General features: G+C 52.1%; 25 protein-coding genes. 13 read left to right on the top strand and 12 right to left on the bottom strand.

The window, feature by feature from the left end; genetic code table 11:
- Window positions 1-28: 28 nt before the first annotated feature.
- The 4 genes from D6M16_RS14140 to rimK are packed head-to-tail and all read right to left on the bottom strand — an operon-like array spanning window position 29 to window position 3,567.
- Window positions 29-625: a mechanosensitive ion channel family protein gene (locus D6M16_RS14140; protein ID WP_120512502.1), complete on the bottom strand. Its 597-nt coding sequence runs from the start codon at window positions 623-625 to the stop codon at window positions 29-31.
- The gene (locus D6M16_RS14145; protein ID WP_120512503.1) at window positions 625-1,581 is read right to left on the bottom strand and encodes a zinc transporter ZntB; all 957 of its coding nucleotides are present in this window, start codon (window positions 1,579-1,581) and stop codon (window positions 625-627) included. Before D6M16_RS14145 ends, D6M16_RS14140 begins: the two co-directional genes overlap by 1 nt.
- A gap of 50 nt (window positions 1,582-1,631) precedes the next feature.
- Window positions 1,632-2,675 (bottom strand): succinylglutamate desuccinylase/aspartoacylase family protein, encoded by a 1,044-nt coding sequence (locus D6M16_RS14150; RefSeq protein ID WP_120512504.1) that lies wholly within the window; start codon window positions 2,673-2,675, stop codon window positions 1,632-1,634.
- Window positions 2,662-3,567, bottom strand: coding sequence for a 30S ribosomal protein S6--L-glutamate ligase (rimK, locus tag D6M16_RS14155; protein WP_120512505.1), 906 nt, complete (start codon window positions 3,565-3,567; stop codon window positions 2,662-2,664). Before rimK ends, D6M16_RS14150 begins: the two co-directional genes overlap by 14 nt.
- 383 nt (window positions 3,568-3,950) lie before the next feature.
- Between rimK and D6M16_RS14165 the strand changes: the two genes are divergently transcribed.
- The gene (locus tag D6M16_RS14165) at window positions 3,951-4,928 is read left to right on the top strand and encodes a DUF3187 family protein (RefSeq protein WP_120512507.1); all 978 of its coding nucleotides are present in this window, start codon (window positions 3,951-3,953) and stop codon (window positions 4,926-4,928) included.
- On the opposite strand, the gene D6M16_RS14170 is transcribed toward D6M16_RS14165, so the two are convergent.
- Entirely contained in the window at window positions 4,900-5,811 is a 912-nt protein-coding gene (locus D6M16_RS14170) for a LysR family transcriptional regulator (protein ID WP_120512508.1), read from the bottom strand. The genes D6M16_RS14165 and D6M16_RS14170 overlap by 29 nt on opposite strands.
- A 163-nt stretch (window positions 5,812-5,974) precedes the next feature.
- Between D6M16_RS14170 and D6M16_RS14175 the strand changes: the two genes are divergently transcribed.
- Window positions 5,975-7,069: an HlyD family secretion protein gene (locus tag D6M16_RS14175; protein WP_120512509.1), complete on the top strand. Its 1,095-nt coding sequence runs from the start codon at window positions 5,975-5,977 to the stop codon at window positions 7,067-7,069.
- The gene (locus D6M16_RS14180; RefSeq protein ID WP_120512510.1) at window positions 7,062-8,645 is read left to right on the top strand and encodes a DHA2 family efflux MFS transporter permease subunit; all 1,584 of its coding nucleotides are present in this window, start codon (window positions 7,062-7,064) and stop codon (window positions 8,643-8,645) included. The genes D6M16_RS14175 and D6M16_RS14180 overlap by 8 nt, the downstream gene beginning before the upstream one ends.
- Window positions 8,646-8,854: 209 nt before the next feature.
- Here the strand turns inward: D6M16_RS14180 and D6M16_RS14185 are convergent, their stop codons facing one another.
- From D6M16_RS14185 to D6M16_RS14200, 4 genes are all read right to left on the bottom strand, one after another.
- Entirely contained in the window at window positions 8,855-9,346 is a 492-nt protein-coding gene (locus tag D6M16_RS14185) for a methylated-DNA--[protein]-cysteine S-methyltransferase (RefSeq protein WP_240435622.1), read from the bottom strand.
- Window positions 9,343-10,749, bottom strand: a complete 1,407-nt coding sequence (locus D6M16_RS14190; protein ID WP_120512511.1) for a DNA-3-methyladenine glycosylase 2 family protein — start codon at window positions 10,747-10,749, stop codon at window positions 9,343-9,345. The genes D6M16_RS14185 and D6M16_RS14190 overlap by 4 nt, the downstream gene beginning before the upstream one ends.
- 132 nt (window positions 10,750-10,881) lie before the next feature.
- Window positions 10,882-11,196 carry a YbjQ family protein gene (locus D6M16_RS14195; protein ID WP_046221044.1) on the bottom strand — a complete coding sequence of 105 codons (315 nt, stop codon included), beginning with the start codon at window positions 11,194-11,196 and terminating at the stop codon, window positions 10,882-10,884.
- Window positions 11,197-11,276: 80 nt separating this feature from the next.
- Window positions 11,277-12,029 carry a dienelactone hydrolase family protein gene (locus D6M16_RS14200; protein ID WP_205576896.1) on the bottom strand — a complete coding sequence of 251 codons (753 nt, stop codon included), beginning with the start codon at window positions 12,027-12,029 and terminating at the stop codon, window positions 11,277-11,279.
- 438 nt (window positions 12,030-12,467) lie between these two features.
- Between D6M16_RS14200 and D6M16_RS14205 the strand changes: the two genes are divergently transcribed.
- The 5 genes from D6M16_RS14205 (at window position 12,468) to D6M16_RS14225 (ending at window position 17,458) form a co-directional block, all read left to right on the top strand.
- Window positions 12,468-12,800: a YegP family protein gene (locus tag D6M16_RS14205; protein ID WP_202602042.1), complete on the top strand. Its 333-nt coding sequence runs from the start codon at window positions 12,468-12,470 to the stop codon at window positions 12,798-12,800.
- A 202-nt stretch (window positions 12,801-13,002) separates the two neighbouring features.
- Complete coding sequence (locus tag D6M16_RS14210) at window positions 13,003-13,770, top strand: (Fe-S)-binding protein (RefSeq protein ID WP_120512513.1); 768 nt, start codon at window positions 13,003-13,005, stop codon at window positions 13,768-13,770.
- Window positions 13,763-15,208: a LutB/LldF family L-lactate oxidation iron-sulfur protein gene (locus tag D6M16_RS14215; protein WP_120512514.1), complete on the top strand. Its 1,446-nt coding sequence runs from the start codon at window positions 13,763-13,765 to the stop codon at window positions 15,206-15,208. The genes D6M16_RS14210 and D6M16_RS14215 overlap by 8 nt, the downstream gene beginning before the upstream one ends.
- A complete protein-coding gene (locus D6M16_RS14220) occupies window positions 15,208-15,870 on the top strand; it encodes a LutC/YkgG family protein (protein WP_120512515.1) in 663 nt (220 codons plus the stop codon). The genes D6M16_RS14215 and D6M16_RS14220 overlap by 1 nt, the downstream gene beginning before the upstream one ends.
- Window positions 15,871-16,492: 622 nt before the next feature.
- On the top strand, window positions 16,493-17,458 hold the full coding sequence (locus tag D6M16_RS14225; protein ID WP_120512516.1) for a TDT family transporter: 966 nt from the start codon (window positions 16,493-16,495) through the stop codon (window positions 17,456-17,458).
- A 39-nt stretch (window positions 17,459-17,497) separates the two neighbouring features.
- Here D6M16_RS14225 and D6M16_RS14230 read toward each other — a convergent pair whose 3' ends face one another.
- Window positions 17,498-18,682 (bottom strand): MFS transporter, encoded by a 1,185-nt coding sequence (locus D6M16_RS14230; protein WP_120512517.1) that lies wholly within the window; start codon window positions 18,680-18,682, stop codon window positions 17,498-17,500.
- Window positions 18,683-18,779: 97 nt separating this feature from the next.
- Between D6M16_RS14230 and D6M16_RS14235 the strand changes: the two genes are divergently transcribed.
- Window positions 18,780-19,664, top strand: a complete 885-nt coding sequence (locus D6M16_RS14235) for a LysR family transcriptional regulator (protein ID WP_205576933.1) — start codon at window positions 18,780-18,782, stop codon at window positions 19,662-19,664.
- A gap of 114 nt (window positions 19,665-19,778) precedes the next feature.
- Window positions 19,779-20,585 (top strand): 2,5-didehydrogluconate reductase DkgB, encoded by an 807-nt coding sequence (gene dkgB, locus D6M16_RS14240; RefSeq protein WP_120512519.1) that lies wholly within the window; start codon window positions 19,779-19,781, stop codon window positions 20,583-20,585.
- Here dkgB and D6M16_RS14245 read toward each other — a convergent pair.
- Both D6M16_RS14245 and D6M16_RS14250 read right to left on the bottom strand, forming a co-directional pair.
- Window positions 20,554-22,011 carry a sensor histidine kinase gene (locus D6M16_RS14245; RefSeq protein ID WP_162941044.1) on the bottom strand — a complete coding sequence of 486 codons (1,458 nt, stop codon included), beginning with the start codon at window positions 22,009-22,011 and terminating at the stop codon, window positions 20,554-20,556. The two genes, dkgB and D6M16_RS14245, sit on opposite strands and share 32 nt — an antisense overlap.
- Window positions 21,989-22,666, bottom strand: a complete 678-nt coding sequence (locus D6M16_RS14250) for a response regulator transcription factor (protein WP_120512521.1) — start codon at window positions 22,664-22,666, stop codon at window positions 21,989-21,991. The genes D6M16_RS14245 and D6M16_RS14250 overlap by 23 nt, the downstream gene beginning before the upstream one ends.
- Before the next feature lie 154 nt (window positions 22,667-22,820).
- Between D6M16_RS14250 and D6M16_RS14255 the strand changes: the two genes are divergently transcribed.
- The 3 genes from D6M16_RS14255 (at window position 22,821) to D6M16_RS14265 (ending at window position 26,067) form a co-directional block, all read left to right on the top strand.
- Window positions 22,821-23,303, top strand: coding sequence for a GlcG/HbpS family heme-binding protein (locus tag D6M16_RS14255; protein WP_120512522.1), 483 nt, complete (start codon window positions 22,821-22,823; stop codon window positions 23,301-23,303).
- A gap of 221 nt (window positions 23,304-23,524) precedes the next feature.
- A complete protein-coding gene (locus D6M16_RS14260) occupies window positions 23,525-24,952 on the top strand; it encodes a Na+/H+ antiporter NhaC family protein (RefSeq protein WP_120512523.1) in 1,428 nt (475 codons plus the stop codon).
- Window positions 24,953-24,963: 11 nt separating this feature from the next.
- On the top strand, window positions 24,964-26,067 hold the full coding sequence (locus tag D6M16_RS14265; protein ID WP_120512524.1) for a class II histone deacetylase: 1,104 nt from the start codon (window positions 24,964-24,966) through the stop codon (window positions 26,065-26,067).
- Window positions 26,068-26,083 lie beyond the last annotated feature (16 nt).

A 26,083-nucleotide genomic window follows, 5' to 3' on the forward strand; every position in this document is an offset into this window, starting at 1 on the left:
TTTCTTACATTGGTTACTGCTGCATGGGTTACTGCTGCATTGACTGCTGTGTGCTTGCCTGTGGTGTACCCGCCGCCTCAGGCAGCTCATTGTCCGGCTTAGGATTCACCACCAGCTGAGTCAGTTTAATCACGGGTTTTTGCAAAATGATGTTATTGGGATAAGTAACCAGACTGCCATCGGTGCGCTCAATAATCACATGAAACATAGTGATATCGTTGATCACCCCACTGATGTCATCGTCTTTATCCACCACTTTGACCCGATCGCCGATACGGTAGGGAAACACAAAAAAGATCAGCACACTGGCCGTGACATTGCTCAGCATTGACCATTGTGCGAACAGGGCGACACCCAACACCGCAAAAGCAGAAGAGAAGAACAGCGAAATGTCACTGTATCCCAGTCCCAGGCTGATCACCGTCACACTGAACAACACGAAAAACACCACAGACGATAAAACGCGAGAGATAAAGCGAACTCTGGCTTCACTTACCATCTTGGTTTTACCCAGTCTGGTCAGCCACAAGTTGATAACACGTTTAGCAATCGTGTAAACAATCAGAAAAACCAGAATAATAAACAGGTTATAAGCTAACCGACTTTGTAGAACGGTTTCTATCATTAAATGAATTTCATCCTTCTGAACAAAATAATCTCAAACACGGTCACCACTAATAAAGCGATACAAAACAGCCAGAATGCCGTGGAAGAATCCACGCCGGGCATGCCGCCAATATTAACGCCCAGTAAACCGGTAAGAAAACTGATAGGCAGGAAAATAATAGAGATCATTGAGATAAGATACGTGTTTCGGTTTACTTTCTCAGACTGTACCTGGGCCAGGTGCTGATTGATGACCTGGATCTGGTCGATATAAAAGTTAATCGACTCGTTAATTCGTACCACAAGATCACGGCAGTTCAGCAAGGGCATACGCAAGGATTCCAAACCCGCCATTTCCGACTGCAGCAAATCATCCAGCGCATAGCGCTGTGGAGTCAGAAAACGACGGATTTTGAGCAAGCGTTTATTCAGGTGAGCCAGTGACTGGCTATCGGCTTCATCCTGATGCTCTGCGTAATATTCAATATCTTCTTCAATCGGGTCGAGAAAGGTTTCAATATTGCGGTTCAGTTTATCAACAATAGTTGCCAGCATAGCCAGCAGGCTCGACGGTCCCTTGCCTTCCTCACACTGACGTCGTGCCTCCGCAATTGCCCGCGACGGGTATTTACGGGTAGAGATCAGACAGCCTTTGAAATAAAGAAACCGGATACTTAGCATGTCATCCGGGTTATTGCCTTCATTGAGATTGATGCCGCGCAGGATCAGCAGGAAAGTGTCATCTCCCAGTTGCTCGAAACGCGGACGCGTATCATCAGCCAGTAAAGCAGATATCAGGGACGACGGCACACCCACTCTGGACAACCAGTGCTTGAGTCCGGCTGCATCCCGCTGACAGTGATACCAGCAGTCTTTCTCAAGCGTCTCGCAATCCTCCAGCGTCAGATGACGCGGCGTATCCCCTAATTGCCAACCGTCAATAAACCACTCAGTACCGGGTTCTGCATTGCCCATAAAGTGCGCCTCCCGTGCGCAAAAATAAGAAGGGTAAGTTCGCTTCCTGGTCAGGTGATATCCACTTCATCACTGACTTCGTCAAGGAATGATTCTATTTGTTGTTCAACTTCTGAACTTGCGCCTTTACTAAAATAAGCAAGGTGAAAAACCGCATCCCCTTCATTAACCAAGGGCAGCATTTGCTGGCCGATGACGATGCCGTCTCTGGGGGCTACCATAGTATCTTCACCATGGCCAAGCGGTGCACTGATGTAGGCCAGTACCTGCCCTTTGGTTACCCGCTCCCCCAAAGCCACCACACAACGGACAATACCGTTCTGCTCAGCCCGCACCCAACTGCTGGAACGGGCAATAAATGGCGATGCCTGCTCTTTTTTCCGGCTCACCCGGCGTGTCATACCCAGCATTCTCATGACACTCACAATGCCTTTCACTGCTGCGGCAATCACCAGTGGTTCGAACCGCAACGCTTCCCCGCCTTCATAGGTAATCACAGGAATACCCGCGGCATCCGCTACCGCCCGCAGTGAGCCGTCACGAATCGCAGCATCCAGAATCACTGGCGTGCCGAAGGCATGTGCCATTTCAGCACTTTCCTGATCATCGAGATTTGCCCTTACCTGAGGCAGATTGCCTCTGTGGATCGCTCCTGTATGCAAATCAATAATGTGTGTGCATTTTTTTACCACATGTTCACTGAACTGATAAGCCATACGGGCTGCCGTAGACCCCCGTTCCGAGCCGGGAAAACACCGGTTAAGATCACGCCGGTCTGGTAAATAGCGCGATTTATGAATAAATCCGAACACATTAACAACGGGAACAGCCACTAAAGTACCGTGCAATTTCGACGGGTCCACTTTGTTCAGCAGTTGCCTGACCGCTTCTACGCCATTGAGCTCATCACCATGAATAGCAGCACTGACAAGCAATACGGGGCCCTGATAGCGTCCATTCACCACATGAACCGGAATGTGCAGTGGTGAATGGGTATATAGTTGAGCGGCTTCTAAATCGATGGTGGCAGATTGTCCTGGGGGCACTTCGGTGCCAATAAATTCGATGACTTTGTTTAATCTAGCCTTTACCACTGGTGCGCGTCCTCTGCGGTTTTGCGGTTGATTCTATGTATTTGATTATCATACCCGCGATATCCTTACCAGTCGCTTGTTCAATACCTTCCAAACCTGGGGAGGAGTTCACTTCCATCACCAGCGGCCCGCGCTGGGAACGCAGCAAATCCACACCTGCCACGCGCAGCCCCATCACCTTAGCGGCAAGCACTGCTGTCTTACGTTCCTCTGGCGTAATCCGAATGAGTGACGCCGATCCGCCCCGGTGTAAGTTCGATCTGAATTCTCCTTCGGCACCCTGACGTTTCATCGCGGCGATCACTTTATCGCCAATCACAAAACAGCGGATATCCGCACCGCCGGCTTCTTTGATGTATTCCTGCACCATGATGTTTGCTTTCAGACCCAGAAAGGCTTCAATCACACTTTCTGCTGCTTTACGGGTTTCAGCCAGTACCACACCAATCCCCTGCGTCCCTTCGAGCAGTTTGATCACTACAGGCGCACCACCGACCATATCAAGCAGGTCGCCAATGTCATCAGGTTTACTGGCAAAGCCAGTGATCGGCATCCCCACTCCTTTGCGCGACAGCAATTGCAGCGAACGTAATTTATCCCGTGAGCGCGTAATCGCCACAGATTCATTGACCGGAAAAACCCCCATCATTTCGAACTGACGCAATACCGCACAGCCATAAAAAGTCACCGATGCGCCGATACGCGGAATAATGGCATCAAATCCGGATAAATCCTGTCCTTTGGAGTGGATGGAAGGCTGGTCGGAATTGATGTTCATGTAGCAGCGTAACGCATCAATGACCTGTGCCTCGTGCCCACGCTCACGGCAGGCTTCAATCAGACGACGGGTAGAGTACAGCTTTGAATTACGGGAAAGGATACCAATTTTCATTGTCACTCCAAAAATGCATAAACAGGTATTGCACGTCAAAATGGAACAACCGGTGCAACGACTTAGGATGCCAACCGGTACACTCGCATGCTACTCAAAAACGCGAAAAACACTCATGACTGAATGCCAAGTGCATAGTCTCAGTGTAGACAATCAGATAACGGTCGACTTTCTCAGCCTGAGGGTTGCAATTGTGAGGCAAGTTGCACACAAGACTTTACTTATACTGCTTTTATCGCAAGTAAATTAATCCTGACTTTATCTGATGACTATATTTATCTCATGACTATAGTGACAGATTGGTTATATTGCACAACAGCTTAGCTGAATGCGATCACAATCAAATACGATAAAAACGGATTATCCGGCATCCGGAGAAATCAATGATATGCTCCCAGCATCCGGCAGTGACAGGCACTCTCGTCATTGGCTTGTCTGTTTGGCACACAGCCTTTGCAGCGCCGCCAAATCCTCAGGATTATGGTCCGCTGAAAACCTATGCTCAATCGCCGCTGCAGTCTAACAGCCTGAGCCCACAGCTCAGGAGCGGTTTTGCGTTGCCCGAAAATACACTGGAATTTTACGCCACAGCGGCCACAGCCAGCATCTGGGCGGAAACCCCTGAATATCGGGCCGACTACTATCAGTCGACGTTCAGCACCGGCTTAATGTGGCAAGTCACAGCTGGCTGGCAGCTTGAGCTGGACGCCAGCTGGCGTATTGCCCTCGACAGCCACTTAGATAACCTTACATTTGGTTTTCATAACCTGTTTGGCATCGATTTGAATGGCCGTGAAGAAGTGCCCAGGCACAGCTTTGATATCTCAATTCCTGAATACGGGGTAGCGTATTCAAACTTCAAAGGAGAGACGCTGACACGCACCCTGACCCTGTACAGCGGATGGCAGATAATGGATCGTCCAAGGGAAGCCCTTTCTATCGGCGCCTCACTATATTACAACTATGTCGATGCCGGCCCGTTCCGCAACCATAACCTGGAGCAGGCTTTACAGCTGAATTACAGCTATCACCTGGACCGCCATCGCTTTCACGCCATGTTAGGCGGGGTTTATCGCCATAATCCGGCGGCACTCATTCCTTATAACACGCTGACTTATTCCGCAGCCGCAGGCTGGCAGTATCAGTTCAATGGCCCCCACAGAGTATTGCTTGAATACCATTTTTACGAAGGTGCCTCAGAAGCCACCTCTGCCCTGTCTAAAGCATCTAACGAAATTCTGGCAGGCTACCGCTACCATTTTCCCTCCAGCGTACTGGAACTGGTCCTGACAGAGAATATATTCAATATGGATAACAGCCCTGACGTGGCGATTACGCTGGGTTATCGGCAACGTTGGTGATCACCTCAAAACGCTCAAGCAGAAAATCAATAAACAAACGAAGCCGGTTCGGTATTAAATCCCGCTGCGGGTAGACAAAACTGATCGGCACAACCGGCGACACCCAGTCTGGCAGTAACTGTATCAGTTCTCCACGATCTATGTGCTCCCGACAGATAAACTCCGGCAACATGGCGATCCCCAGACCATCCAGGCAGGCTGACACGGCAGAAGTAATAGTGTTTACCCTGAAGCGATACGGCAGTTCAATCTGTACCTGCTGTCCGTCTTTTTCCAGCGCCCAATGCGGTATCTTCACAGCATTGTAGATTTTGATCTGATGATGAGGCGCAGCCATATCCGCCGGCGACTCAATATTACCGTTCAGCAAGAGGTAGCCAGGACTGGCCACCAGAATCCGCCGCGACGTATGAAAGGGTCTTGCCACCATACCGGAATCGTTGATATCACCCACCTGCACATACAAATCTATCCCTTCAGCAATCAAGTCAACTTCCCGGTTGCTTAATTCAAGGTGCAGACTGACATGCGGGTACTCCTTCAAAAACGCGTTGATGCTTTTGCCAAATACTTTCTGTCCGACTTCGACAGGCATTACCACATTCAGCCTCCCTCTGATTAAGTCCTGATTTGCTGTGACTTCAAGCTCGGCCTGATTAGCAATTTCAACCACCTGACGGCACGACTGATAAAAGGCTTCCCCTTCATGGGTCAGCACCAGATTGCGGGTACTGCGTGTGAGCAGACGCACCGCCAGCTCTTTCTCCAAATCCGCAATTTTCCTGCTGATTGTCGATTTCGTCATGTCCATTGCCTCGGCGGCCTGCGTAAAACTTCCGCATTCCACCACCTGGGCGAACATCACCATTACATTTAAATCCATTCCACCCTCTATTCATCAGAACACTGCCTGCACGAATGCAGCAAGCAAGAACACTATTAGTGAAAAATCCGCAACAGTGTTTTCGATATTTCCTATCTAATAAACTAATTCATAATTTTTTACAATTCACGCCCAAACATAAATCACAACAATATGAATTCTCATGACCGAGCAAGCTTTAAAGACATCTTCACGCCTTCCTCTTATTGTTACGCTGACGCTGGGTCTTATCGCCGTGTCCGCAGGGGGTTACTGGTACAGTTACGGCCGTTATTTTGAAACCACTGACAATGCTTATTTACAGGGTGAGATCACCAATATCAGCCCCAAAGTGGCCGGCTATATTAAGGCAACGTATGTCAGTGATAACGACAGCGTCAAAGCAGGGCAACTGCTGGCCACCATTGACGATCGCGACTATCAGGCCGCGCTGGAAAAAGCCAAAGCCAATCTGGTTGTAACACAAACTGCCGTTGACCACCTGAATGCCCAGTTTGCACTGCAGAAAACCGTCATTCGCCAGTCCGCCAGCCAGGTCAGCTCCGCACAGGCAGAGCTGGAACGCGCTCAGCAACAAGACCGCCGCGCCCGCTCCCTGCTGGCGAAAAACTATTCGTCACAGGATGAAGTCGACGATGCCAGCTCACACCTGAAAGTCAGTGCCGCCGCGCTCGAAGCCGCGAAGGCCAGCCTGCAGGCAGCAAAAGATCAGCTTTTAGTGCTGAACAGCCAGAAAGGTCAGGCGGAAGCCTCGGTACAGGAAGCCAGGGTGCAGGTGAAACAGGCTGAGCTGGATCTCAGTTACACCCGTATTTATGCCCCGGTTGACGGTATTGTCGGTAAACGCAGCCTGAGGATCGGACTGTATGTCCAGCCGGGCATGCCGCTGCTCAGTCTGGTGCCCAGCCGCGACGTCTGGATAGAAGCCAATTTCAAAGAAACCCAGCTCGCCAACATCCATCAGGGCCAGCATGTAGAAGTTGAACTGGACGCCTATCCGGGTCAGACCTTAGACGGGGTGGTAGACAGTTTTTCTCCTGCCACCGGTGCAAAGTTTGCTTTGCTGCCGCCCGAGAATGCCACGGGAAACTTCACCAAAATTGTTCAGCGGGTGCCGGTCAAAATTGTGATCCCCCATCCTGATCAGCTCGCCGGTCAGCTACTGCCGGGGTTATCTGTGGTCGCGACCATAGATACCCGAGCACTGTCTGCGCAGGGGGCAGAGACTCTTGCAAACGCTGAGGTCGCTCATGAGTGAACAGGTCCTGCCTCAGGCAAACCCTACCCTTGATCAGCGTTCCGAGAGTGACGTCCCGTTCCGGCACTGGATTGCCCTGCTGGGCGGCATGCTGGGTGCTTTCATGGCAATCCTTGATATTCAGATCACCAACTCATCCCTGAAAGATATTCAGGGCGCGCTGTCCGCCACGCTGGATGAAAGCTCGTGGATTTCCACCTCCTATCTGGTGGCAGAAATGATCGCGATCCCGCTGAGCGGATGGCTATCAACAGCACTGGGAGCACGCCGCTACCTGATTGGCACAACGGTCATTTTCACCGTGTCGTCTCTGCTGTGCTCTGTCGCCTGGAGTATGAGCTCCATGATTGCCTTTCGCGCCATGCAGGGTTTCAGTGGTGGCGCGCTGATCCCAATGGCGTTTTCACTGGTGGTCCAACTGTTACCGGTTCATAAACGCGCCATAGGGATGGCAATGTTTGGCGTCACGGCCACTTTTGCGCCGTCTATCGGCCCGACTCTTGGCGGCTGGCTGACCGAGCATCTGTCGTGGCATTACATTTTTTACATCAACCTGCCACCGGCGTTGCTGATGCTGGCTATGCTCCGCTATGGCCTGGATGATCAGCCCATGAATATCAGCTGCCTGAAAAATGCCGACTGGGTTGGCATCGCCACCATGGCGGTTGGCCTGGGCTGTCTGGAAGTCATGCTGGAGGAAGGCAACCGGGAAGAATGGTTCAGTTCGCACTTTATCATAGGACTGACGGTTATCGCCGCCCTGAGCTTAGTGGCGTTTGTCATCAATGAACTGCGGCACCCAAAACCCCTGGTGAACCTGAGGCTGCTCAGTAATCCGCACTTTGCAATGTCAGGGTTGGCTTATTTAATTCTGGGCATGGCGTTGCTGGGTTCCATTTTTGTTCTGCCGATGTATCTGACGCAAATTCATCATTACAACGCGCTGGAAATCGGAAAAGTGCTGATGTGGATGGGGTTTCCTCAATTGCTGCTATTCCCTTTGATCCCCAAACTAACGCAAGTTGTTAAGCCCAAGTTTCTGGTCGCATTTGGTTTCATCATGTTCGCCATCAGCTGTTATGTGAATACCCACATGAATCAGGATTTTGGCGGCCAGCAGATGATATTGTCGATGTTACTGCGAGCCATAGGCAGCCCCTTCATCATTGTACCGCTGTCACTGGTCGCAATGCAGACCATACAAAAGCACCAGACACCGGATGCCTCGACCATCACCAATGTGTTACGTAACCTGGGCGGCGCCTTCAGCATCGCACTGATAGCCACCATGCTGGATAACAAAGCGCGGGAGCATCTGGCTCACATCAAGGCCAGCCTACCCAGCGTCAGCAACGATGCATGGCACCAACTGGCACAGCAAGCCGGGCATTACCTGCAGCAGGGTACCGATCCGACAACCGCGATGCTGAAAGCCAAAGCCAGTCTGGCACAAAGCATGCAAACCGACGCTTACATCATGGCGTATAACGATATTTTCATGATGATGACAGGCTTTCTGGTCTTCGCCGCAATTCTGGTGCTCTCCTTACCGGATGCAGAACCGGCTAAGGGCTGAACTAAATCAACTATATATCTTTCTACTGTGCCTCCGCGCCTTGTCAGCTCAGATACTGGCAAGGCGCTTTTCAATGAAGAAAACCATTAATTGCAACGCTCAATATCATCTTGATAGGGTGAGGTTTGTGCCACTCAATACAGTTTATCGAATAAAAAGCCGCGCAAAGACAACATAAGGGGCGAGCAGCGCCCCATTTACATTGTAAATTACGCTTTGATGCTTAACCCTTCATGCTCAAGCAGCCAGCGCTTTTTATCCAGCCCGCCGGCATAACCGGTCAGGGTACCGGAGCGGCCGATAATCCGGTGACAAGGCACCACTATAGGTATCGGGTTCTTACCATTTGCGGCGCCCACGGCCCGGACGGCTTTAGGCCGGGCGATTTGCCGCGCGACATCTGAATAGGAACAGGTGACACCGAAAGGCACATCCGTGAGAGCCTGCCAGACCTCACGCTGAAACGCGGTGCCCGGCATAGAGAGCGGCAAATCAAAGTGCTTACGCTGGCCGGCGAAATACTCGTTCAGTTGCTGCACGCCTAACTCGGTGACGGCATTACTGACATCGTCAGGGGCAGGCTGTGCGTCGAACTCAATGGTCGTGATAGCCTGATGATCGGCCACCACGGCCAGCCAGCCAATGGGTGTATCAATCCGTTGCCGGAATCGCTGAATCGTGCGCATCGGGGTTGAGGTCATAACAAACTCCATAAATACAAAGTGAGATAACTGCGCCAGGGTGCAGCGGCCGTTTCATTAACCGGTTTTTCCAGCGTGGCCAGCGCTTTTTTTACACCTAAATCACCGGAAAGAAAGATATCCGGATCGCTGTGTCCCCGCATGCGCATGTAATGTATCGTCCATGGGCCAATCCCGGGCAACGCCAACAGTTCTTTCTCAGGCGCATCCATACCAAGCGGGTGTGTCTGCGCAAAACCGGCCAGATTTTTCAGGGTATCCCTGCGTTTCTGTGGCATGCCAAGCTGCTGTAAATCCATCTCAAGCACCTGATCCGGCGTGGGGAAATACTTGAAATCCTCACCACTGTCCGGATTCAGCGTGACCAGTTTTTCGACCAGATTTCGCGCCGCTTTTACCGATACCTGTTGCCCCAATACCGCGCGCATACCAGCTTCAAACGGACTCCATATACCGGGCAGGCGTATTCCGGCATCCGGTTCTGAAACAGACACAGAGGAGGTTGCCAGGCAAATGGCGGTTGCGATACGTTCACTGTCCGCATCCAGGTCCAGACAGCGGCGGATGTTTCGGATCACAGGGATCAGACCGCTGAGATTATCAATCCGGATATCCACATCAAAACAGCATTTTTCAGGACAATGGGTCGCCGTAAAGTGTCCCTGATAATGTGTCGCAACATCCCCGGCACGTGAATAGAAAGTGCGGCCGTAGCTGTTATTCGTTTGCCACTCCAGCCCGGGAATGAGGCGGGCGGCATAAAAGCCCTGCACCTGTCGCCAGTCATAAGGCGGCCGGTAGGCCAGTTGCAAACGGATGCCCTGGCCTGCCCCCTGTTCGGCTTTGCCCTGTTTACGCAATTGTGAGGGTGAAAGCGAAAACTGCTTTTGGAAACAGTCGTTGAACCGGCGTACGCTGTGAAAACCGCTGGCAAAGGCCACTTCCGTGACGGGCAACCGGGTTTCATGCAGAAGTTTTTTTGCCATCAGACATTGCTGATACAGGCTGTAAGCTTTGGGAGAAAGTCCTGTAGCCTGAGTAACCAGCTGACGCAGATAACGGTCGGTCACACCCAGACGAGCAGCAAGATGTTCGGTGGACTGAGACATCAAAGCCCCTTCATCCAGCAGAGACAAAGCACGCTGCACTGTCGCCCCGGTTCCCAGCCACGCCGGTGAGCCGGGAGCACTGTCCGGACGACAGCGCAGACAAGGACGATAGCCAGCCTGAGCCGCTTCAATGGCGGTGCGGAAATATTCGACATTCACTTCTTTCGGTGCAGGCGCCGGGCAGACCGAACGGCAATAAATGCCGGTGGTTTTCACCGCGGTAAAAAACAATCCGTCATAACGGGGATCTTTGGCCAGTCTGGCTTGCTGACACTGGGTTGGCGATAAACTCATACACTCAGCCTGTATTACGCAGACGCAATTTCGTTAATCACGCCACTCTTCATCCATGCGCTAAGTGTACGCCTCTGGCCAGGCAAAACTAGCCAGAATCGGAACTCAATAGGAAGGGAGGAAAAAGCAGGTTCAGCTCAGCCTGACCGCTGTGCCATACACCAGAATCTCAGACGCCCCCTGCATGATAGTGCTGGTTGTAAAGCGCATATTCACAATGGCATCCGCTCCCATGTGTTCAGCCTCGGCGATGGCTCTGTGCATGGCCTCTTCACGGGCTTCAACCAGCATTTGCGTGTAACCACGGATTTCCCCGCCAAAAATGGATTTAAAACCCGCCATAATATCTCGGCCGACATGCTTGGATTGCACCACGCTGCCACTGACAGTACCCAACACTTCTTTAATAGGACGGTGTGCCACATCCGGTGTTGTTACACATAACATAGAAAGCCCTCAATCGGTGGAGGCAGAAAATCTGCCCCCATTATTTTTATTTCAGAGAAATGTAATTTAAGAGCAATAAGTTACCGCTGTTCACTCAGGTATTCCAGAAATCGTTGCCAGGATTTTTTATCGGCATCTTCACGATAACGGTCCGATCCGAAAACAGTGAAAGCATGTGGCGCCCCGCTGTAAACGATCATCTCATTTTCAATGCCGGCACTTTCAAGCGATTTGTTCAGACTGACAAACTCTTCCATCGTTACGGCTGTATCGGCCGCCCCATGAAACACCAGGACATTACCTTTGGTCTTGCTGTAATCCTGACCTTCCGGGGTATCGAGACCCCCGTGGAAACTGACAAAGCCTTTCATGTCTGTCCCGGAACGGGCCAGCTCTAATACAGCGGCACCACCAAAACAGTACCCCATTGCCACCGCATCTGAAGTATTTCCGCCAATCTGTTTGGCTTGTGCAATCGCCCCTTGCATCAGACTGCGCATTTTATCGCGGTTCTGATATAACTCGCCGGTCAGCTTCCTTCGGTCATCGACCTTTTCCGGGCGAACACCGGCACCAAACAAGTCAGCCGCGAACACGGCATAACCTTTGTCTGCCAGCATCTGCGCCCGCTTAACTTCATAATCAGTAAGGCCATCCCAATCGTGGATCATCAGCACCAGTGGCGCATCTTTGGCTGGCGAAATGTAGTAACCCTCGTACTCAGCACCATCGACTGTATAACGCACTGCTTTGCCTTCATCGGCCACCGCAGCGGGTGCCATCAGTGCTCCTGCCAATATCGCTGCGGTTCCCAGCACTGCCGTTATTTTCATGCGATTATCCTCATATTGTTGAAAAACGACTGATTACAAGTGTAGGACAAGTATAAAAACCCGCTAATTAATACACTTAGATAATCTGAAAGACCAATATGACGCTTTACCTCAACACCCTTAACTCAATCGATGAAATTATCGTCAACTGCAGCGCCCTTCATCCCCAAAGTTACCCACTGTTTTTGTGGATAAACTTTTTTCTTCTTTTCAAAACAGTCGTTTAAAAAATGCAAATGCCTTTTACGTCAAAATCATGAATCTTTTTTTGCCGGAGAATGTACTGATGCGTATCGGCTTCACTTAACAAGGCACAGTGCCTACACCAGCCCTATCAGCTGACAATTCGAAATGGCCCCGTTTACGACAAATATCACTCTTTTTTGTGAAAACGGGACTAATCTTTATCTAAATTCACGACACAACAAGGGGTTGGACATGGGCAGCTATGAGCTGAAAAAAGCAAAAAATGATCAGATCTATTTTGTGCTGAAAGCGGCAAACGGCGAGGTTATCCTCAAAAGTGAAATGTATACCACCAAGGCGGCGGCCAATAACGGGATCAAGTCTGTTCAGACGAATTCTCCCCATGCTGAGCAGTACGAACTAAAAGAAGCCGCAAACGGTCAATTTCACTTCAATCTCAAGGCCAAGAACCACCAGGTTATTGGCAGCAGTGAGATGTATAAATCCAAGTCCGGTGCAGACAACGGCATTAAGTCGGTACAAAAAAATGGCCCAACCGACAAGATCAAAGATCTCACTGTCTGACTCCCCGAAGACCTGAGACTTCACTCCGTCATCTCCATTGGCGAGTGCGAATGGAGATGACCCTTTCTGTGGCTTTGGTACGACACTTTTTCATTTTTTCTCTATTTATCCTCCTCTTCTGCCGCTAGTATCAATTCAGTTACATTTTGATAACAATCGACATATGGCCCCACACGGGTACTGACCGCTATGGAGACTCTGCATGAAAGTCCGCCGCCTTTATCCCGCCAAGCCCAGGCATGTTTATCTCTATGTCACCTGTTTAGTGGATCTGTTTGATCCGCAGGCCGGTTTGGATGCGATATCCCTGCTGGAACGCGAGGACATAGCCGTCACTTTTGTCCCCGGGCAGACCTGTTGCGGACAGCCCGCCTACAGCAGTGGCTACAATCGCGAAGCGCGTCAGATTGCACTCAGTCAGATAGCGCTGTTTCCAGAGCCCTGGCCAGTCGTCATCTTATCCGGATCATGCGGGGGCATGATGCATCATCACTATTTACGGCTGTTTAAAGACAGCGAACACGAGCAAACAGTGGCGGCCTTTAGTGATCGCGTGTTTGAACTGACGGAGTTTCTGGTCAATGTCTGCCGGGTACAATGGCGGGACTCAGGCGGGCCGACCTCAGTGGTCATGCATACCTCCTGCGCGGCGCGGCGTGAAATGCAGGTGCATGTGAGTGCCGGCCAGCTTCTCAGCCAGTTGGAGAAAGTTGAGCTCCGTGAGCAGGCTTGTGAAAGTGAATGTTGCGGCTTTGGTGGCAGCTTCTCAGTGCGCCATCCTGATATCAGCCAGGCGATGGTAGAAGATAAAACCCGCCAGCTGTGCGCAACCGCTGCCGACCATTTGGTCAGCGCAGACTGGGGCTGCCTGCTCAATATCAACGGTGCTTTGTCGTACCAGAGGAAATCATTACAGGGCCGGCATCTTGCCAGCTTTTTGCTGGAGCGAACCGGAGGGCATCATGAGTAAGTACCAGCCCGAATATTTCCACCAGCAGGCTGCTGATGCTTTAGCCAATCCTCAGCTACGGCAGAATTTTCGTGGCGCGATGGACTACTTGCAAGACAAACGAAAAGCCGCCTTTGCCGATGCCAAAGAAGAAAGCGCCATCCGCGACAAGGCTGAAGCCATCCGGCAACGCTGCCTGCGCAAACTGCCAGAGTTACTTGAGCAGCTTGAAGCCAACTGCACCGCCAATGGTATTCAGGTGCACTGGGCTGAAAATGCTGAAGACGCCAATGCGCTGTTTCTCTCCATCGCGCAAAGCGTTCACTCCCCCTCAGATCAGCCGCTGCTGATGATCAAAGGCAAATCCATGGTCAGTGAGGAAATTAACCTTAACCAGCAAATGGCCAGGCATGATATTCAATGCCTCGAAAGCGACATGGGGGAATACATCATTCAGCTCGACGGTGATACTCCATCGCATATCATCATGCCGGCGATCCATAAAAATAAGCAGCAGGTCAGTGATACCTTTGCCGGGCATCTTGACGGTTTCACTCCTACCACAGATGTGGACGCCTTGATTCAGACCGGTCGCCAGCAACTGAGGGAAAAGTTTCGTACTGCGCCAATTGGCGTGTCAGGTGTCAACTTCGCCGTCGCCGAAACCGGTACGCTGTGTCTGGTTGAAAATGAAGGCAACGGCCGGATGTGTACCACAGTGCCTGATACCCACATCGCAGTGACCGGGATAGAAAAAGTGGTCGAGTTCCTCAGTGACGTGCCTCCCCTTTACAGCGCGCTGACCCGATCGGCGACAGGTCAGGCTATTACCACTTACTTCAACATGATTTCCTCTCCCCGCAAGCCGGGTGAGCTGGACGGCCCGAAAGCAGTCCATCTTATCCTGCTCGATAATGGCCGGACTCAGGCTTACCACGACAACGAAACACGCCAGACGCTGCAATGCATCCGCTGCGGCGCCTGCATGAATCATTGCCCTGTGTATACCCGCATTGGCGGCCATGCTTACGGCACTGTCTATCCGGGCCCGATAGGTAAAATCCTCTCACCTCACCTGCTCGGACTGGAGGCGACTCAGGATCTCGTGACAGCCTCCAGCTTATGCGGGGCCTGTGAGGAAGTGTGTCCGGTACGAATCCCCATCCCCTCACTGTTACAGCGTTTGCGCCATGATGCCAAGCTAGCGCAAGAGCCGGGACACCTGCCTTTACGCGGGCAGCAGTGCGCAGCCAGCAAAACCGAGCAAATCATGATGAAAGCATTCACACTGGCCGCTACCCACGCGCCGCTGTACCACTCTGGCACCTGGCTGGCCGGTCAGGTCAGAAACTGGTTACCCGCCAGGTTCGGAAGCTGGACTCAGTGCCGGACTCCCCCCAAGCCGGCGGCGTTGAGCTTTCATCACCTCATGAAAAAGAAACAGAAAGGGCAGCAATAATGAGTCAAGCCAGACAGGCCATACTGGCCCGCTTACGGGCCGCAGATGTTCATACTGATCACCAAGGTTCGCCTGATTCCGAGCCTGTGTATACCCCCTGGCAGGCAGCGAATGACGCACAGCGTACCGCTCGCTTCTGCGAGCAACTGACGGGTAATCATGCTGAAATTTATCGCTGCACATCCGGTGGTTTAACCGATCAACTCCGGCAGATTCTCAAACACGCGGGCGCTCGTAAAACGGCAGCTGGCACAGCCGGCGATTATCGCAACAACATAGAAGAAGCGACCCGGGATATATCCCTCGTGCCTTTTGATAAGCCGATAGAAGATTGGAAAGCCAGTCTGTTTGCTGACATTGATGCTGGCATCACGCATGTACATGCCGCTATTGCGGATACCGGAACACTGGTGCTGAGACCGGATGAAACAGAACCGAGAACGCTGTCTCTGGTGCCGCCCTGCCATATTGCCATCGTGAACCATTCCTCCCTGACCGACAACTTCGCTGCGCTGATGGACACGCAACACTGGCAGCAGGGGCTGCCGACCAATGTTGTGCTGATTTCCGGCCCGTCAAAAACAGCCGATATTCAGCAAACTCTGGCCTATGGCGCTCACGGCCCGCGCCGACTCATTGTGATTTTGCTTGAAGACAAGTGAAAACAGGCGATTGATAGCTAAATTCACCCATAACGTGCAAAAGAAAAAGCCGCACGTTGCGTGCGGCTTGTGTACTTTCTTGCTACCTTCAGTCTACCTACTCAGCACACTGATGGCCTTTCTTAACGCGGGCTTCGCCACTCATTACGTTGAGTATGCCGTACTCGATAATCGTCATTCATTTCAATCGAGCATTGTGGTTATTTGGCGAAGAAGTATTAATTGTCTTGTGTTGTTGCATTCCAAATTGTAACACTAAGTTTTCACCGTCTTAGTGCCTTGGTGCTTTAGCGGTTGCGTCCTCTGAAGCCGGAAACAACCAAGAAGCAGGAACATGAGAGTATCGAAGAACAGCTAAATCCTCCAGAAGCTAGAGCATGAAACTCTCTCACTTCACACGCTTCACTAATACTATGGTATCAAATCCTGTATTTCGCAACTTTTGCAGCGATGTTTAGGTGATTTTTCCCTGATACCTATCCGCCTTTCACAGGCAGCCCAAACGACTGGCAAACTGCTCAGTAACAGTGAGCAATCAGCATCATTTTTTCACTATATAGTGTAGAATCCTCCGCTTAAATTCAGGGTCAACACCCGCCAGCAGGACAGAAAAAGAGGAGAGATTGTGGCACTCGGCAAAGCATTTATTCAGGTCCCCACCGCCCAGGCAGCACTGGCATTAGCCATTACGGGCACCGGGCTTGCCTGGTCACTGTTTTATCCTGAATTCGGTATTCATGTCCGTTCTGTTTGCGCATTGATTGGCGCCTGCCTGCTCATTCCTGTAGTAATGAAATACCTGCTCAATCCCAAGCTGTTTCTGTCAGATTTACACCATCCGCTGTACGGCAGCCTGATGGCGCCTATGTCGATGACAATGCTGGTACTGGCTGATTACCTGGCAGGCGTCCACCCTGCCAGCGCCCGCGTCCTGTGGTATCCGGCACTGGTACTGCACCTCACCATGATGGTTTTGTTTTTCAGCTTTCAAATCAATAATTTCCGTCTGATACATTTGTATCCGAGCTGGTTCCTTTATCCCGTTGGCGCGATCAGTGGTACGCTGGCAGGCTCACAGCTGGGCTACGCTGAATTTTCCATCTTTATGACCAATGCCTGTGTGGCAATTTACTTCTTTATGCTGCCCGTGGTGCTGTACCGCTTATGCTTTGCCGGTCGCCTGCCCCGGGTCGCTCGCCCCACCCTGACCATCATGGCCGCCCCGGTGAACCTGTCGCTGACGGCGTACCTGACAAATCTGGCCAGTCCCGATCCTATTCTGACCGGTGCGCTGGCGGGCATTGGCATCACGATGACCATCTTCGTTTACCTGTGTTACATCGACATTCTCAAATACAGATTCCAGCCTTCCATGGCCGCGATCACTTTTCCTTCCGTGATCAGTGCGGTTGCCATGCACCGATTGACAGAGTGGCTGCCGGATGACCATGCGCTGTCAAAATACCTGAATCTGACAGGTGTGATCGAAATCAGTGTTGCTACCCTGCTGGTGTGCTGGGTCGGCGCTAACTATGCACTGTATTACTGGAACTCCTATTTCAGAGAGCCCTCCAGAGCCAGCCACTAAACGCGAAAAGGCCCACAAGGGCCTTTTCAGTTCGGGTTGTCAGACAGACGATGGTGCAACAGCCACTCGGGGCTTATCCAGCCTGCCGGAAACCCAGGTTAAGGCAAATGCCAGCATCACAATCACAGCGCCAATCCAGGGTGCATCGGTCAGCGACATCTGCTCAATCACGACACCGCCTATCAGCGAACCCAGCGCAATACCGACATTAAACGCGGCAATGTTCAGTCCTGAAGCGACATCCACAGCCTGAGGGGTATAACGCTTGGCAAGCTGAACCACGTACACCTGCAGGCCCGGCACATTGCCAAAGGCAAATGCCCCCCACACCAGCACAGTCAGGACCGCGAGCACAGGACTGTATGCGGTAAAAGTGAATGCCAGCAACACCAACGCCAGTGCGGCAAATATCCACAACAAGGCGGTTACCGGCCCTTTGCTGTCGGCCAGTTTTCCACCCCAGATGTTACCTGCCGCCACAGACACGCCGTAAATCAGCAAGATAACACTGATCGCTCCTTCCGCCAGGCCGGTTACCTGCTGAAGAATAGGGGCCAGATAAGTAAACGCCACAAAGGTGCCGCCGTAACCAACGGCTGTCATGGCATAAACCAATAGCAGGCGCGGGTTCACTAACACCGCCAGTTGCTGTTTCAGTCGGGTTGGAGGCGACTGTTTCAGGTTTGCCGGTACCAGTAAGGCGCTGCCGATCAGGGCAACCAGGCCAAGTAACGCCACAATCAGGAAGGTTGCCCGCCAGCCGAATAACTGACCAATCCAGGTCCCCAGAGGCACGCCAGTCACCAGCGCCACGGTCAGCCCGGTAAACATGGTCGCGATAGCGCTGGCTTCTTTTTCCTTGCTGACCAGGCTGGTTGCTATGGTTGACCCGATGGAGAAGAACACACCGTGGGCCAGACCAGTCAGTATCCGCGCCGCAATCAGTGATTCATAGCCGGGCGCCAGCCAGGCCATCAGGTTTCCCGCAATGAAGAGCATCATCAGCGATAAAAGCACGATTTTACGCGGCCAGCGGCCGGTCAGTGCCGTCAGTACCGGTGCGCCAATGGCGACACCCAGGGCATACAAACTCACCAGCAAACCTGCAGAGGGCAGGCTGACATGTAAATCTTGCGCTATGGTGGGAACCAGCCCCACGATGACAAACTCTGTGGTTCCTATGGCAAAGGCGCTCAGAGTGAGCGCCCATAATGCTAAAGGCATAAACTTATCTCCGTCTCAAAAGGTTGACGGCGAGTATGCCCGGGCTTATTTTTGTTTAAAATACCGCAAATTACAAATTACTATATCGATAATGACAATAATATCGCGTACAGAAGAGCTGGAGATTTTCCTAGCCGTGGTGGACAACGGCGGTTTTTCTGCCGCCGCCAATCAATTGGATCTGCAGGTGGCTAAAGTCTCCAGAGCCATCGCCCGGCTGGAAGCTGAACTGGGTGTCAGCCTGCTGACCCGCACTACCCGGCGGGTCGAGCTGACCGAAGAAGGACGCTTTTTTGCGCAGCATATTCGCAATGGGCTCAGTCAGATTTCAGATGCGGAAGAAAAACTACGAGGGCTTAAAGGACAACCGGCGGGCCGTCTGAGAGTTGATTCAGCCAGCCCGTTTATCCTGCATCAGCTCGTCCCCCATATTGCCGATTTTCGCGCTCAGTATCCTGACATTGATATTGAGCTGATCTCCAGCGAAAGCATTATTGATTTAATCGAAAAGCGCACCGATCTGGCGATCCGGATTGGCGAACTGAAAGACTCCAATCTTCATGCCAAGTTCCTGGGCCGCAGTGCGCTGCGGATAGTGGCCAGCCCTTCCTATCTGGCAACATTCGGCACACCACACACCGCCGCCGATCTGGCTCAGCACCAGTGCATAGGGTTTGCCGGACAACCCAATCTGAATAAGTGGCCTTTAATCTCAGGACCCACCTCACCGTTGATGTCCCTCCAGGCCAGCAGCGGCGAAACAGTGCGCCAGCTTTGCCTTGAAGGCAACGGACTGGCGCTGTTGTCGAATTTCATGGTGTGCAGGGATCTGGCAGCCGGCCGCTTGATTGCGGTAATGGATGAGGCGATCGCCAGCCCGAATAACCGGGAGCCGGTACAGGCGGTCTATTACAAAAACTCCGCACTGTCCCCCCGCATCAGGGCATTTCTGGATTTTATTGCAGAAAAACTTTGTCTCTAGTGAAAATTATTGCAATAAGTGAGACAGTCTTTTGTCAGATGTGGTCTTTTTCCTGCGGCTGAAAAGCCTAAGCTAAGCGACACTGATTCACTGATCTCATACAGGAAACACATGATGAATACTCCCCTGCCACATCTGGGCTTCGGCACCTTTCGGCTGGAAGGCCAAACCGCCTTCGACGCTGTCACTATGGCACTGAACGCCGGCTACCGGCACATAGATACGGCACAGATTTACGGCAATGAGCAAGCGGTTGGCGATGCAATCAAAGCCTCCGGGATTGCCAGAGCAGAGCTGTTCCTGACCACCAAAGTCTGGACCGACAATTTACACCGTAATGCCTTCATTCCCAGTGTCGAAGCCAGCCTGGCGAAACTCGGCACCGAATATGTTGACTTGCTGCTGGTGCACTGGCCGCTGAACAACAATGTCGTGGCGATGGCCGATTATCTGTCGTCGCTGAAAAAGGCGCAGGATATGGGCCTGGCTCGCCTCATCGGGGTCTCAAATTTCACCGCCGCTCAGACCGAACAGGCCGTCAGCATTCTCGGCGAAGGGATACTGCTGACCAATCAGTTTGAAGTCCACCCTTATCTTCAAAACCACAAAGTGGTGGCGAAATGCCAAGATCTGGGTTTGATCGTGACCGGTTATATGCCTTTTGCATACGGCGCCGTGCTGAAGGATCCTGTGATTCAGGCCATCGCTGAAAAACACGGTGCCACCGCGGCACAAGTGGTACTGGCATGGATGCGTCAGCTGGGTTATGTCACCATCCCTTCGTCCACCCGGCAGGCCAATATTAACAGCAACCTGCTGGCAGATTCACTTGAGCTGGACGCCAGCGATTTTGCCGAGATAGCAGCGCTGGATCGTGGCCATCGGGTCGCTAATCCGGATTTCTCTCCTGAGTGGGACTGATAGCGCCCCCCTCTGTCTTTTTTGGCAGCCGGACGGTAAACCGGCTGCCTTTACCCGGTGACGAGACCAGATCGATTTGTCCCTGCAATGTTTTGACCATAGCGGCGACAAACGGCAGACCCAGGCCATAGCCGGGCTGGTGACGGCTCGCTTCGACCCGGTACAGACGCCGGAAAATCAAAGCGTGATGGGCCTTTGCAATCCCAATCCCCTGATCGCAGACACTGAACCATACCCAGCCATCCTCTTCGCCGCACAGCAGGGTAATGTCGCCGCCAGGCTGACTGTACTTCAGACTGTTATCCAGCAAGTTAACGGCGATTTGTGTCAGACGTTTGGCATCAGAGTGCAGCATCACCGGCTGCAGGGCCGATGTATTTAAGGACAAGCCCGCCTCTTCGGCCACTTCCTCATACCAGGCAGCAACGTCGGCCAGCACTGACGCCAGATTGACCGACGCCAGCTGACAGGGATAACGGCCAACCTGCTCATCATGAATACGCATCAGGGTGGTGAGCATCTGGCTGGCTTTCTGTGCTGATTCCGCACAGTCTGACAAGGCGGCCACCAGTTTTTGTTGTGACTGCTCACTCTGCTGTTTTCCATTGTCCTCGCTGAGTGCAGCTTCTGTGGTCAATAGGATACGGGACAGCGGTGTTCTGACATCATGGGCAATCGCATCCACGGTATTATCCATTCCCCGAACGGCGTCTTTCAGGCGGTTCAGCACCTGCTGCACACTCCGGCTGAGTTGCCCGAACTGCCCTTTGGCTTCGGGGGGCGGCAAGTCAGTGTCCAGCATGGCGTCCAAAGAGCCGCTGCTGATCTGATCCACGCTTCTGGCCAAATTGTGCAAAGGCAACAGTGTCCGGCTCAGTAACTGCCAGACCACCAGTGACATCACAGCGACCATTACAGCCAGTGCCACAATCAGCCAGCTCCCTTGCCTGACTAACTGACTGCGCCTCGGGCCACCGTCCATCACCAGCCAGTAGCGGGCAGGTTTGCCACTGAGCTCAAGCGTAAGATAGGGCGCATCACTGAATAGGTGATACCACAAACGATCCGGTAACAGATAGGCCGACGGGGCATCGGGCAATGCGGCAGGCTCTGCACCACTGATCCATTCAAGCTGCCCTGTCGGTGTCATTTTCAACACGCTGACAGCGTTTTCGATCAGCCGGTTGGGGTTACTGACCACCACGTGCTCAAACTTAGCTTCCGACTCAAAAGTCAGTATGCGCTGATACTCCTGCCCGTACGATTCGAGTAATTTCCTTTCCTGGTAATCCAGCTGATAAGTCAGAACCAGCGCCATCACAGTCACTATCAGCAGAAAACAGGCAAACAGGGTCAGCAAAAAACGGCTGAATAATGCACGCTGAGCCCCGCGTGTGGCTTGTTCAGCCCTGATGTCTGAGCACATAACCCACTCCGCGAATCGTATGCAGCAGCGGCGTCGCATAGCCTTTGTCGATTTTTCCGCGCAGGCGGCAGACCAGTACATCCACTACATTGGTTTGCGGGTCGAACTGAAATCCCCACACCTGCTCCAGAATCACGGTTTTTGATAACACCCGCCCCGGCTGGGTCATCAGCAATTTCAACAGCGCGAACTCTCGCGGTTTTAACACAATCTGCTCGCCGTCCCGCCGGGCCTCGCGCGATAATAAATCCAGCGTCAGCCCCTGATAACTCAGTACCTCTGTGCCAGAGGCGGCAGGCTGACGTCTGAGCAAAGTCTGACAACGGGCAGCCAGCTCAGCAAACGCGAACGGTTTGACCAGATAGTCATCGGCACCGGACTGCAGGCCCAGCACCCGTTCATCCACCGAGTGCCGGGCGCTCAGGATCAGTACCGGGGTACGGTGCCCTTCGCCACGCAGTTGCCGTAAAACCGTCATGCCGTCCATCACAGGCAGCATCAAATCAAGAATGATCAGATCATAGGGTTCCTGACAGGCAAGCTGATACCCCAGTTTGCCGTCGGCACAGACTGTGACCTGAAAATTCAGCTCTTCCAGCCCCTGTCGTACAAACTCACGAATAGGGGCGTCATCTTCTATCACTAAGATATGCATGCTTAACCTGACCGTGCCCGTGCTAACCAAAACGCTGATAGTACCATGGCAGCACATGGCCTGAAGATTACAAACTGGTAATCTTCAGGCAAGTCTGTGGCAATCCAGACCCAGTAAAGTCATGTCATTCCCCCATCCCATCAAAGGATATGACATGAAAAACCTGACCCCACTTTACCTGGCATGCGCTGTATTCGGCGCTTCTGCTTCGGCTGCAACAACAGTTGCAGAGGCCCAGCTTTCGTCCGGCACGGCTTTTGAACTTGCACAAGCCGCTGTCGCGCAGTGCGCCAAAGACAATTATGCCGTCACTGCCACTGTGGTTGACCGTTCGGGCCGGGTACTGGCACAACTGCGCCAGAACAGTGCCGGCCCGCACACCCTGGACAGCTCGCGTAAGAAAGCCTTCACGGCGGTCAGCATGAAGCAGCCGACAGCGAACCTGATGACACTGGTGAACGACAAGCCGCTGATGGCGCCGCTGAAAGACATGGATGACAATTTACTGTTTCTGGCCGGCGGCCTGCCCATTAGCGTGAATAATCAGGTCGTCGCGGCCATTGGCGTCGGTGGCGCGCCTGGTGGCCATCTGGATGTGGCCTGCGCCGAAGCGGCGATAGGTGCTGTTATCAAATAACGTTAACGCCATATTCTCGTTACTAAAATAATATCAACGGCATAGCTTCAGTTTTCTGACTATGTCGTTGTACATTGGGCCATCTCCCATCACGTTTTGTGTGTTTGGCCTTTCGCTCAGGTACTGTGCGACTTCACAATAACACTGTCCCTTTAGGGACATGTGCAGCCCCGGCCATTTCAATAACAATTCCATAACAACCTCCAGGAAGGATATCGGTTATGGAATACGCCATTACAAAAGAACGCTTGAGAACATTGCCAGTGTCCTGGCTATTAGCGATCAGTGGCCTCGTTATCGTCGCTGTGATGAGTCATGTCTTTTTTGCGGATCAGGGCGACTTTGGCCCCGCCTCATTACTGCCAAGTGCGACTGTCATACTGTTAGCGCTGGCGACCAGACGCACACTTGAGCCTTTGATTGCCGGCGCCCTTATTGGCTTTCTGATTATTTCTCCCACATCTGCATTGCAGGATTTTACCGGTGCGGCCTTAGAAGTGATGCAAGGCCCGGTAATGGGCTGGATACTGCTCCTGACCGGTCTGTTTGGCGGACTGATTGCCTTGCTGCATTTATCAGGCGGAACACTGGCTTTCAGTGAAAAACTGCAGCTTTACATTCAGACACGCCGACAGGCGCTGCTCGCGAGCTGGGTGCTGGGTTTACTGATTTTTATCGACGATTACCTGAACGCGCTGACGGTCAGTGCCGCTATGAAAAAAGTCACTGACAAACTGAAAATCTCGCGAGAAATGCTGGCCTATGTGGTGGATTCCACTTCGGCACCAGTTTGCCTGCTAGTGCCGTTTTCAACCTGGGTTATTTTCATTGCCGGGCTGATAGAAACTAACGGTGTGACGGAAGCCGGAAGCGGTATTGCTTACTACTTCACCCTTATCCCTTATGTGGTGTATCCCTGGATTGCCGTGCTGATCATCCCCCTCGTTGCGATAGGCATCATTCCTCCTCTGGGCGCCATGAAACAAGCAGAAGCCCACCCAGAGATCCCAAAAGAAACATTCACTGCTGAGCTCCACCAGACGCCCAGAGTGATCAACTTTATTCTGCCTATTCTGATCCTGATTGGCGCAACCTGGTACTTCAACATTGATGCCATGATTGGTGTCGGCTGTGCCCTCGCAACATGTTTTGTGCTTTATACACTGCAGGGAATCGCGACTTTCAGCCGGTTGTTTGATGAAATGATGCATGGTTTACAAACCATGCTGGTACCCATTGGTATTGTTTTTACGGCTTTTATTCTGCAAATCGTCAATGATAAATTAGGACTGACTCACTTTCTTATCAACACGGTTACACCTTACATAACCGCAGACTGGCTGCCCGTAACCTCTTTTATTGTCTTGTCTTTACTTACCTTTTCTACCGGCTCATTCTGGGGAATTTATGCAGTGTCATTCCCTATCCTTGTGCCTCTGGCTCAGGCTCTGGATGCCAACATGCCATTGACCCTGGGCGCTCTGATTTCAGCCGGTGCCTTTGGCAGTCACGCCTGCTTCTTTGGTGATTCCACCGTCATCGCCGCAAAAGGCTGTGGCATTTCCCCTATACAGCATGCCCTCACTCAGCTTCCCTATACTCTGATAGCGGCAGGCATCAGTTCTATTATCTTCATTGTACTTGCATAAGGATTAGCATCATGAACAAAACAGGTTTTGCCTTTCATGAGCAGTGCATGTGGCACGATACTGGCCCGTGTAGTGTATTTGACGCACCGGGAGGATTCATCCAGCCGGGTACGGCAGCAGAAAACCCGGAAACCAAGCGGCGTTTCAAGAACTTGCTGGATGTCAGTGGCTTATATGCAACATTGACCCCCATCACAGGTGATCTGGCTAGCCATGAAGATTTACTGCGATTCCACACGCATGAGTACATTCAGCGACTGGCGACGGCAAGCGATAGGCAATGTGGTGATGCCGGGGTCTGCGCACCCTTTCGTCAGGATGCTTTTCATATCGCCAGACTATCGGCAGGCATGGCTATCGCAACCGTTGAAAGTGTGCTGAAAGGAGACGTTAAAAACGCCTACTGCCTGACCCGGCCACCCGGTCATCATGCTGAAAGTCATCAGGGTAATGGATTCTGCCTGTTAGGTAACATCCCTATCGCCATTAAAGCCGCGCAGGCAAAAGGCATGGTGAAACGCGTTGCGGTTGTTGACTGGGATGTCCATCACGGCAATGGTACGCAGGAAGCCTTTTATCAGGATAAAGACGTACTGACCATTTCCATCCACCACGACAATAACTACCCGATAAATTCAGGAGCAATCCATGAGCGCGGAGAAGGACCCGGTGTAGGTTATAACCTGAATGTTCCTTTGCCTGCCGGCTCTGGAATAGGTGCGTATCACGCAACCATGATGCAAATTGTTGAACCCGCCATTGAGCGCTTTCAACCTGAACTCATTGTGGTTGCCTGCGGTTTTGATGCCAGTGCCATGGATCCTTTAGGCTGTATGATACTGAATGCCGAGACATACGGTTGGATGACAAAACGCCTGATGCTGCTCGCCGAGAAACACTGCGGTGGAAAAATAGCAATGATTCACGAAGGCGGCTATTCCGAAGGGTATGTGCCATTTTGCGGACACGCAGTAATGGAAGCGTTGAGCAATTCAACCCTGCATGTGCCTGATCCGCTGGGTTCAGACATTGCGAACTGGGGACAACAATCTTTGCAGCCCCACCAACAAGCGTTACTATCCGAGATAGTCCCATTGTTAAACGCTATCGGTTAAAGCTATAAGTGATTTT

It is taken from the genome of Photobacterium salinisoli (assembly GCF_003614885.1).
Taxonomy (GTDB): Bacteria; Pseudomonadota; Gammaproteobacteria; order Enterobacterales; family Vibrionaceae; genus Photobacterium; species Photobacterium salinisoli.

Excerpts from the sequence above, each read along its gene's own strand:
- D6M16_RS14140 (WP_120512502.1), bottom strand. The coding sequence starts at position 625 with ATGATAGAAACCGTTCTACAAAGTCGGTTAGCTTATAACCTGTTTATT.
- D6M16_RS14145 (WP_120512503.1), bottom strand. The coding sequence starts at position 1,581 with ATGGGCAATGCAGAACCCGGTACTGAGTGGTTTATTGACGGTTGGCAA.
- rimK (WP_120512505.1), bottom strand. The coding sequence starts at position 3,567 with ATGAAAATTGGTATCCTTTCCCGTAATTCAAAGCTGTACTCTACCCGT.
- D6M16_RS14165 (WP_120512507.1), top strand. The coding sequence starts at position 3,951 with ATGATATGCTCCCAGCATCCGGCAGTGACAGGCACTCTCGTCATTGGC.
- D6M16_RS14170 (WP_120512508.1), bottom strand. The coding sequence starts at position 5,811 with ATGGATTTAAATGTAATGGTGATGTTCGCCCAGGTGGTGGAATGCGGA.
- D6M16_RS14175 (WP_120512509.1), top strand. The coding sequence starts at position 5,975 with ATGACCGAGCAAGCTTTAAAGACATCTTCACGCCTTCCTCTTATTGTT.
- D6M16_RS14180 (WP_120512510.1), top strand. The coding sequence starts at position 7,062 with ATGAGTGAACAGGTCCTGCCTCAGGCAAACCCTACCCTTGATCAGCGT.
- D6M16_RS14185 (WP_240435622.1), bottom strand. The coding sequence starts at position 9,346 with ATGACCTCAACCCCGATGCGCACGATTCAGCGATTCCGGCAACGGATT.
- D6M16_RS14190 (WP_120512511.1), bottom strand. The coding sequence starts at position 10,749 with ATGAGTTTATCGCCAACCCAGTGTCAGCAAGCCAGACTGGCCAAAGAT.
- D6M16_RS14195 (WP_046221044.1), bottom strand. The coding sequence starts at position 11,196 with ATGTTATGTGTAACAACACCGGATGTGGCACACCGTCCTATTAAAGAA.
- D6M16_RS14200 (WP_205576896.1), bottom strand. The coding sequence starts at position 12,029 with ATGAAAATAACGGCAGTGCTGGGAACCGCAGCGATATTGGCAGGAGCA.
- D6M16_RS14205 (WP_202602042.1), top strand. The coding sequence starts at position 12,468 with ATGGGCAGCTATGAGCTGAAAAAAGCAAAAAATGATCAGATCTATTTT.
- D6M16_RS14210 (WP_120512513.1), top strand. The coding sequence starts at position 13,003 with ATGAAAGTCCGCCGCCTTTATCCCGCCAAGCCCAGGCATGTTTATCTC.
- D6M16_RS14215 (WP_120512514.1), top strand. The coding sequence starts at position 13,763 with ATGAGTAAGTACCAGCCCGAATATTTCCACCAGCAGGCTGCTGATGCT.
- D6M16_RS14220 (WP_120512515.1), top strand. The coding sequence starts at position 15,208 with ATGAGTCAAGCCAGACAGGCCATACTGGCCCGCTTACGGGCCGCAGAT.
- D6M16_RS14230 (WP_120512517.1), bottom strand. The coding sequence starts at position 18,682 with ATGCCTTTAGCATTATGGGCGCTCACTCTGAGCGCCTTTGCCATAGGA.
- dkgB (WP_120512519.1), top strand. The coding sequence starts at position 19,779 with ATGAATACTCCCCTGCCACATCTGGGCTTCGGCACCTTTCGGCTGGAA.
- D6M16_RS14245 (WP_162941044.1), bottom strand. The coding sequence starts at position 22,011 with ATGTGCTCAGACATCAGGGCTGAACAAGCCACACGCGGGGCTCAGCGT.
- D6M16_RS14250 (WP_120512521.1), bottom strand. The coding sequence starts at position 22,666 with ATGCATATCTTAGTGATAGAAGATGACGCCCCTATTCGTGAGTTTGTA.
- D6M16_RS14255 (WP_120512522.1), top strand. The coding sequence starts at position 22,821 with ATGAAAAACCTGACCCCACTTTACCTGGCATGCGCTGTATTCGGCGCT.
- D6M16_RS14260 (WP_120512523.1), top strand. The coding sequence starts at position 23,525 with ATGGAATACGCCATTACAAAAGAACGCTTGAGAACATTGCCAGTGTCC.
- D6M16_RS14265 (WP_120512524.1), top strand. The coding sequence starts at position 24,964 with ATGAACAAAACAGGTTTTGCCTTTCATGAGCAGTGCATGTGGCACGAT.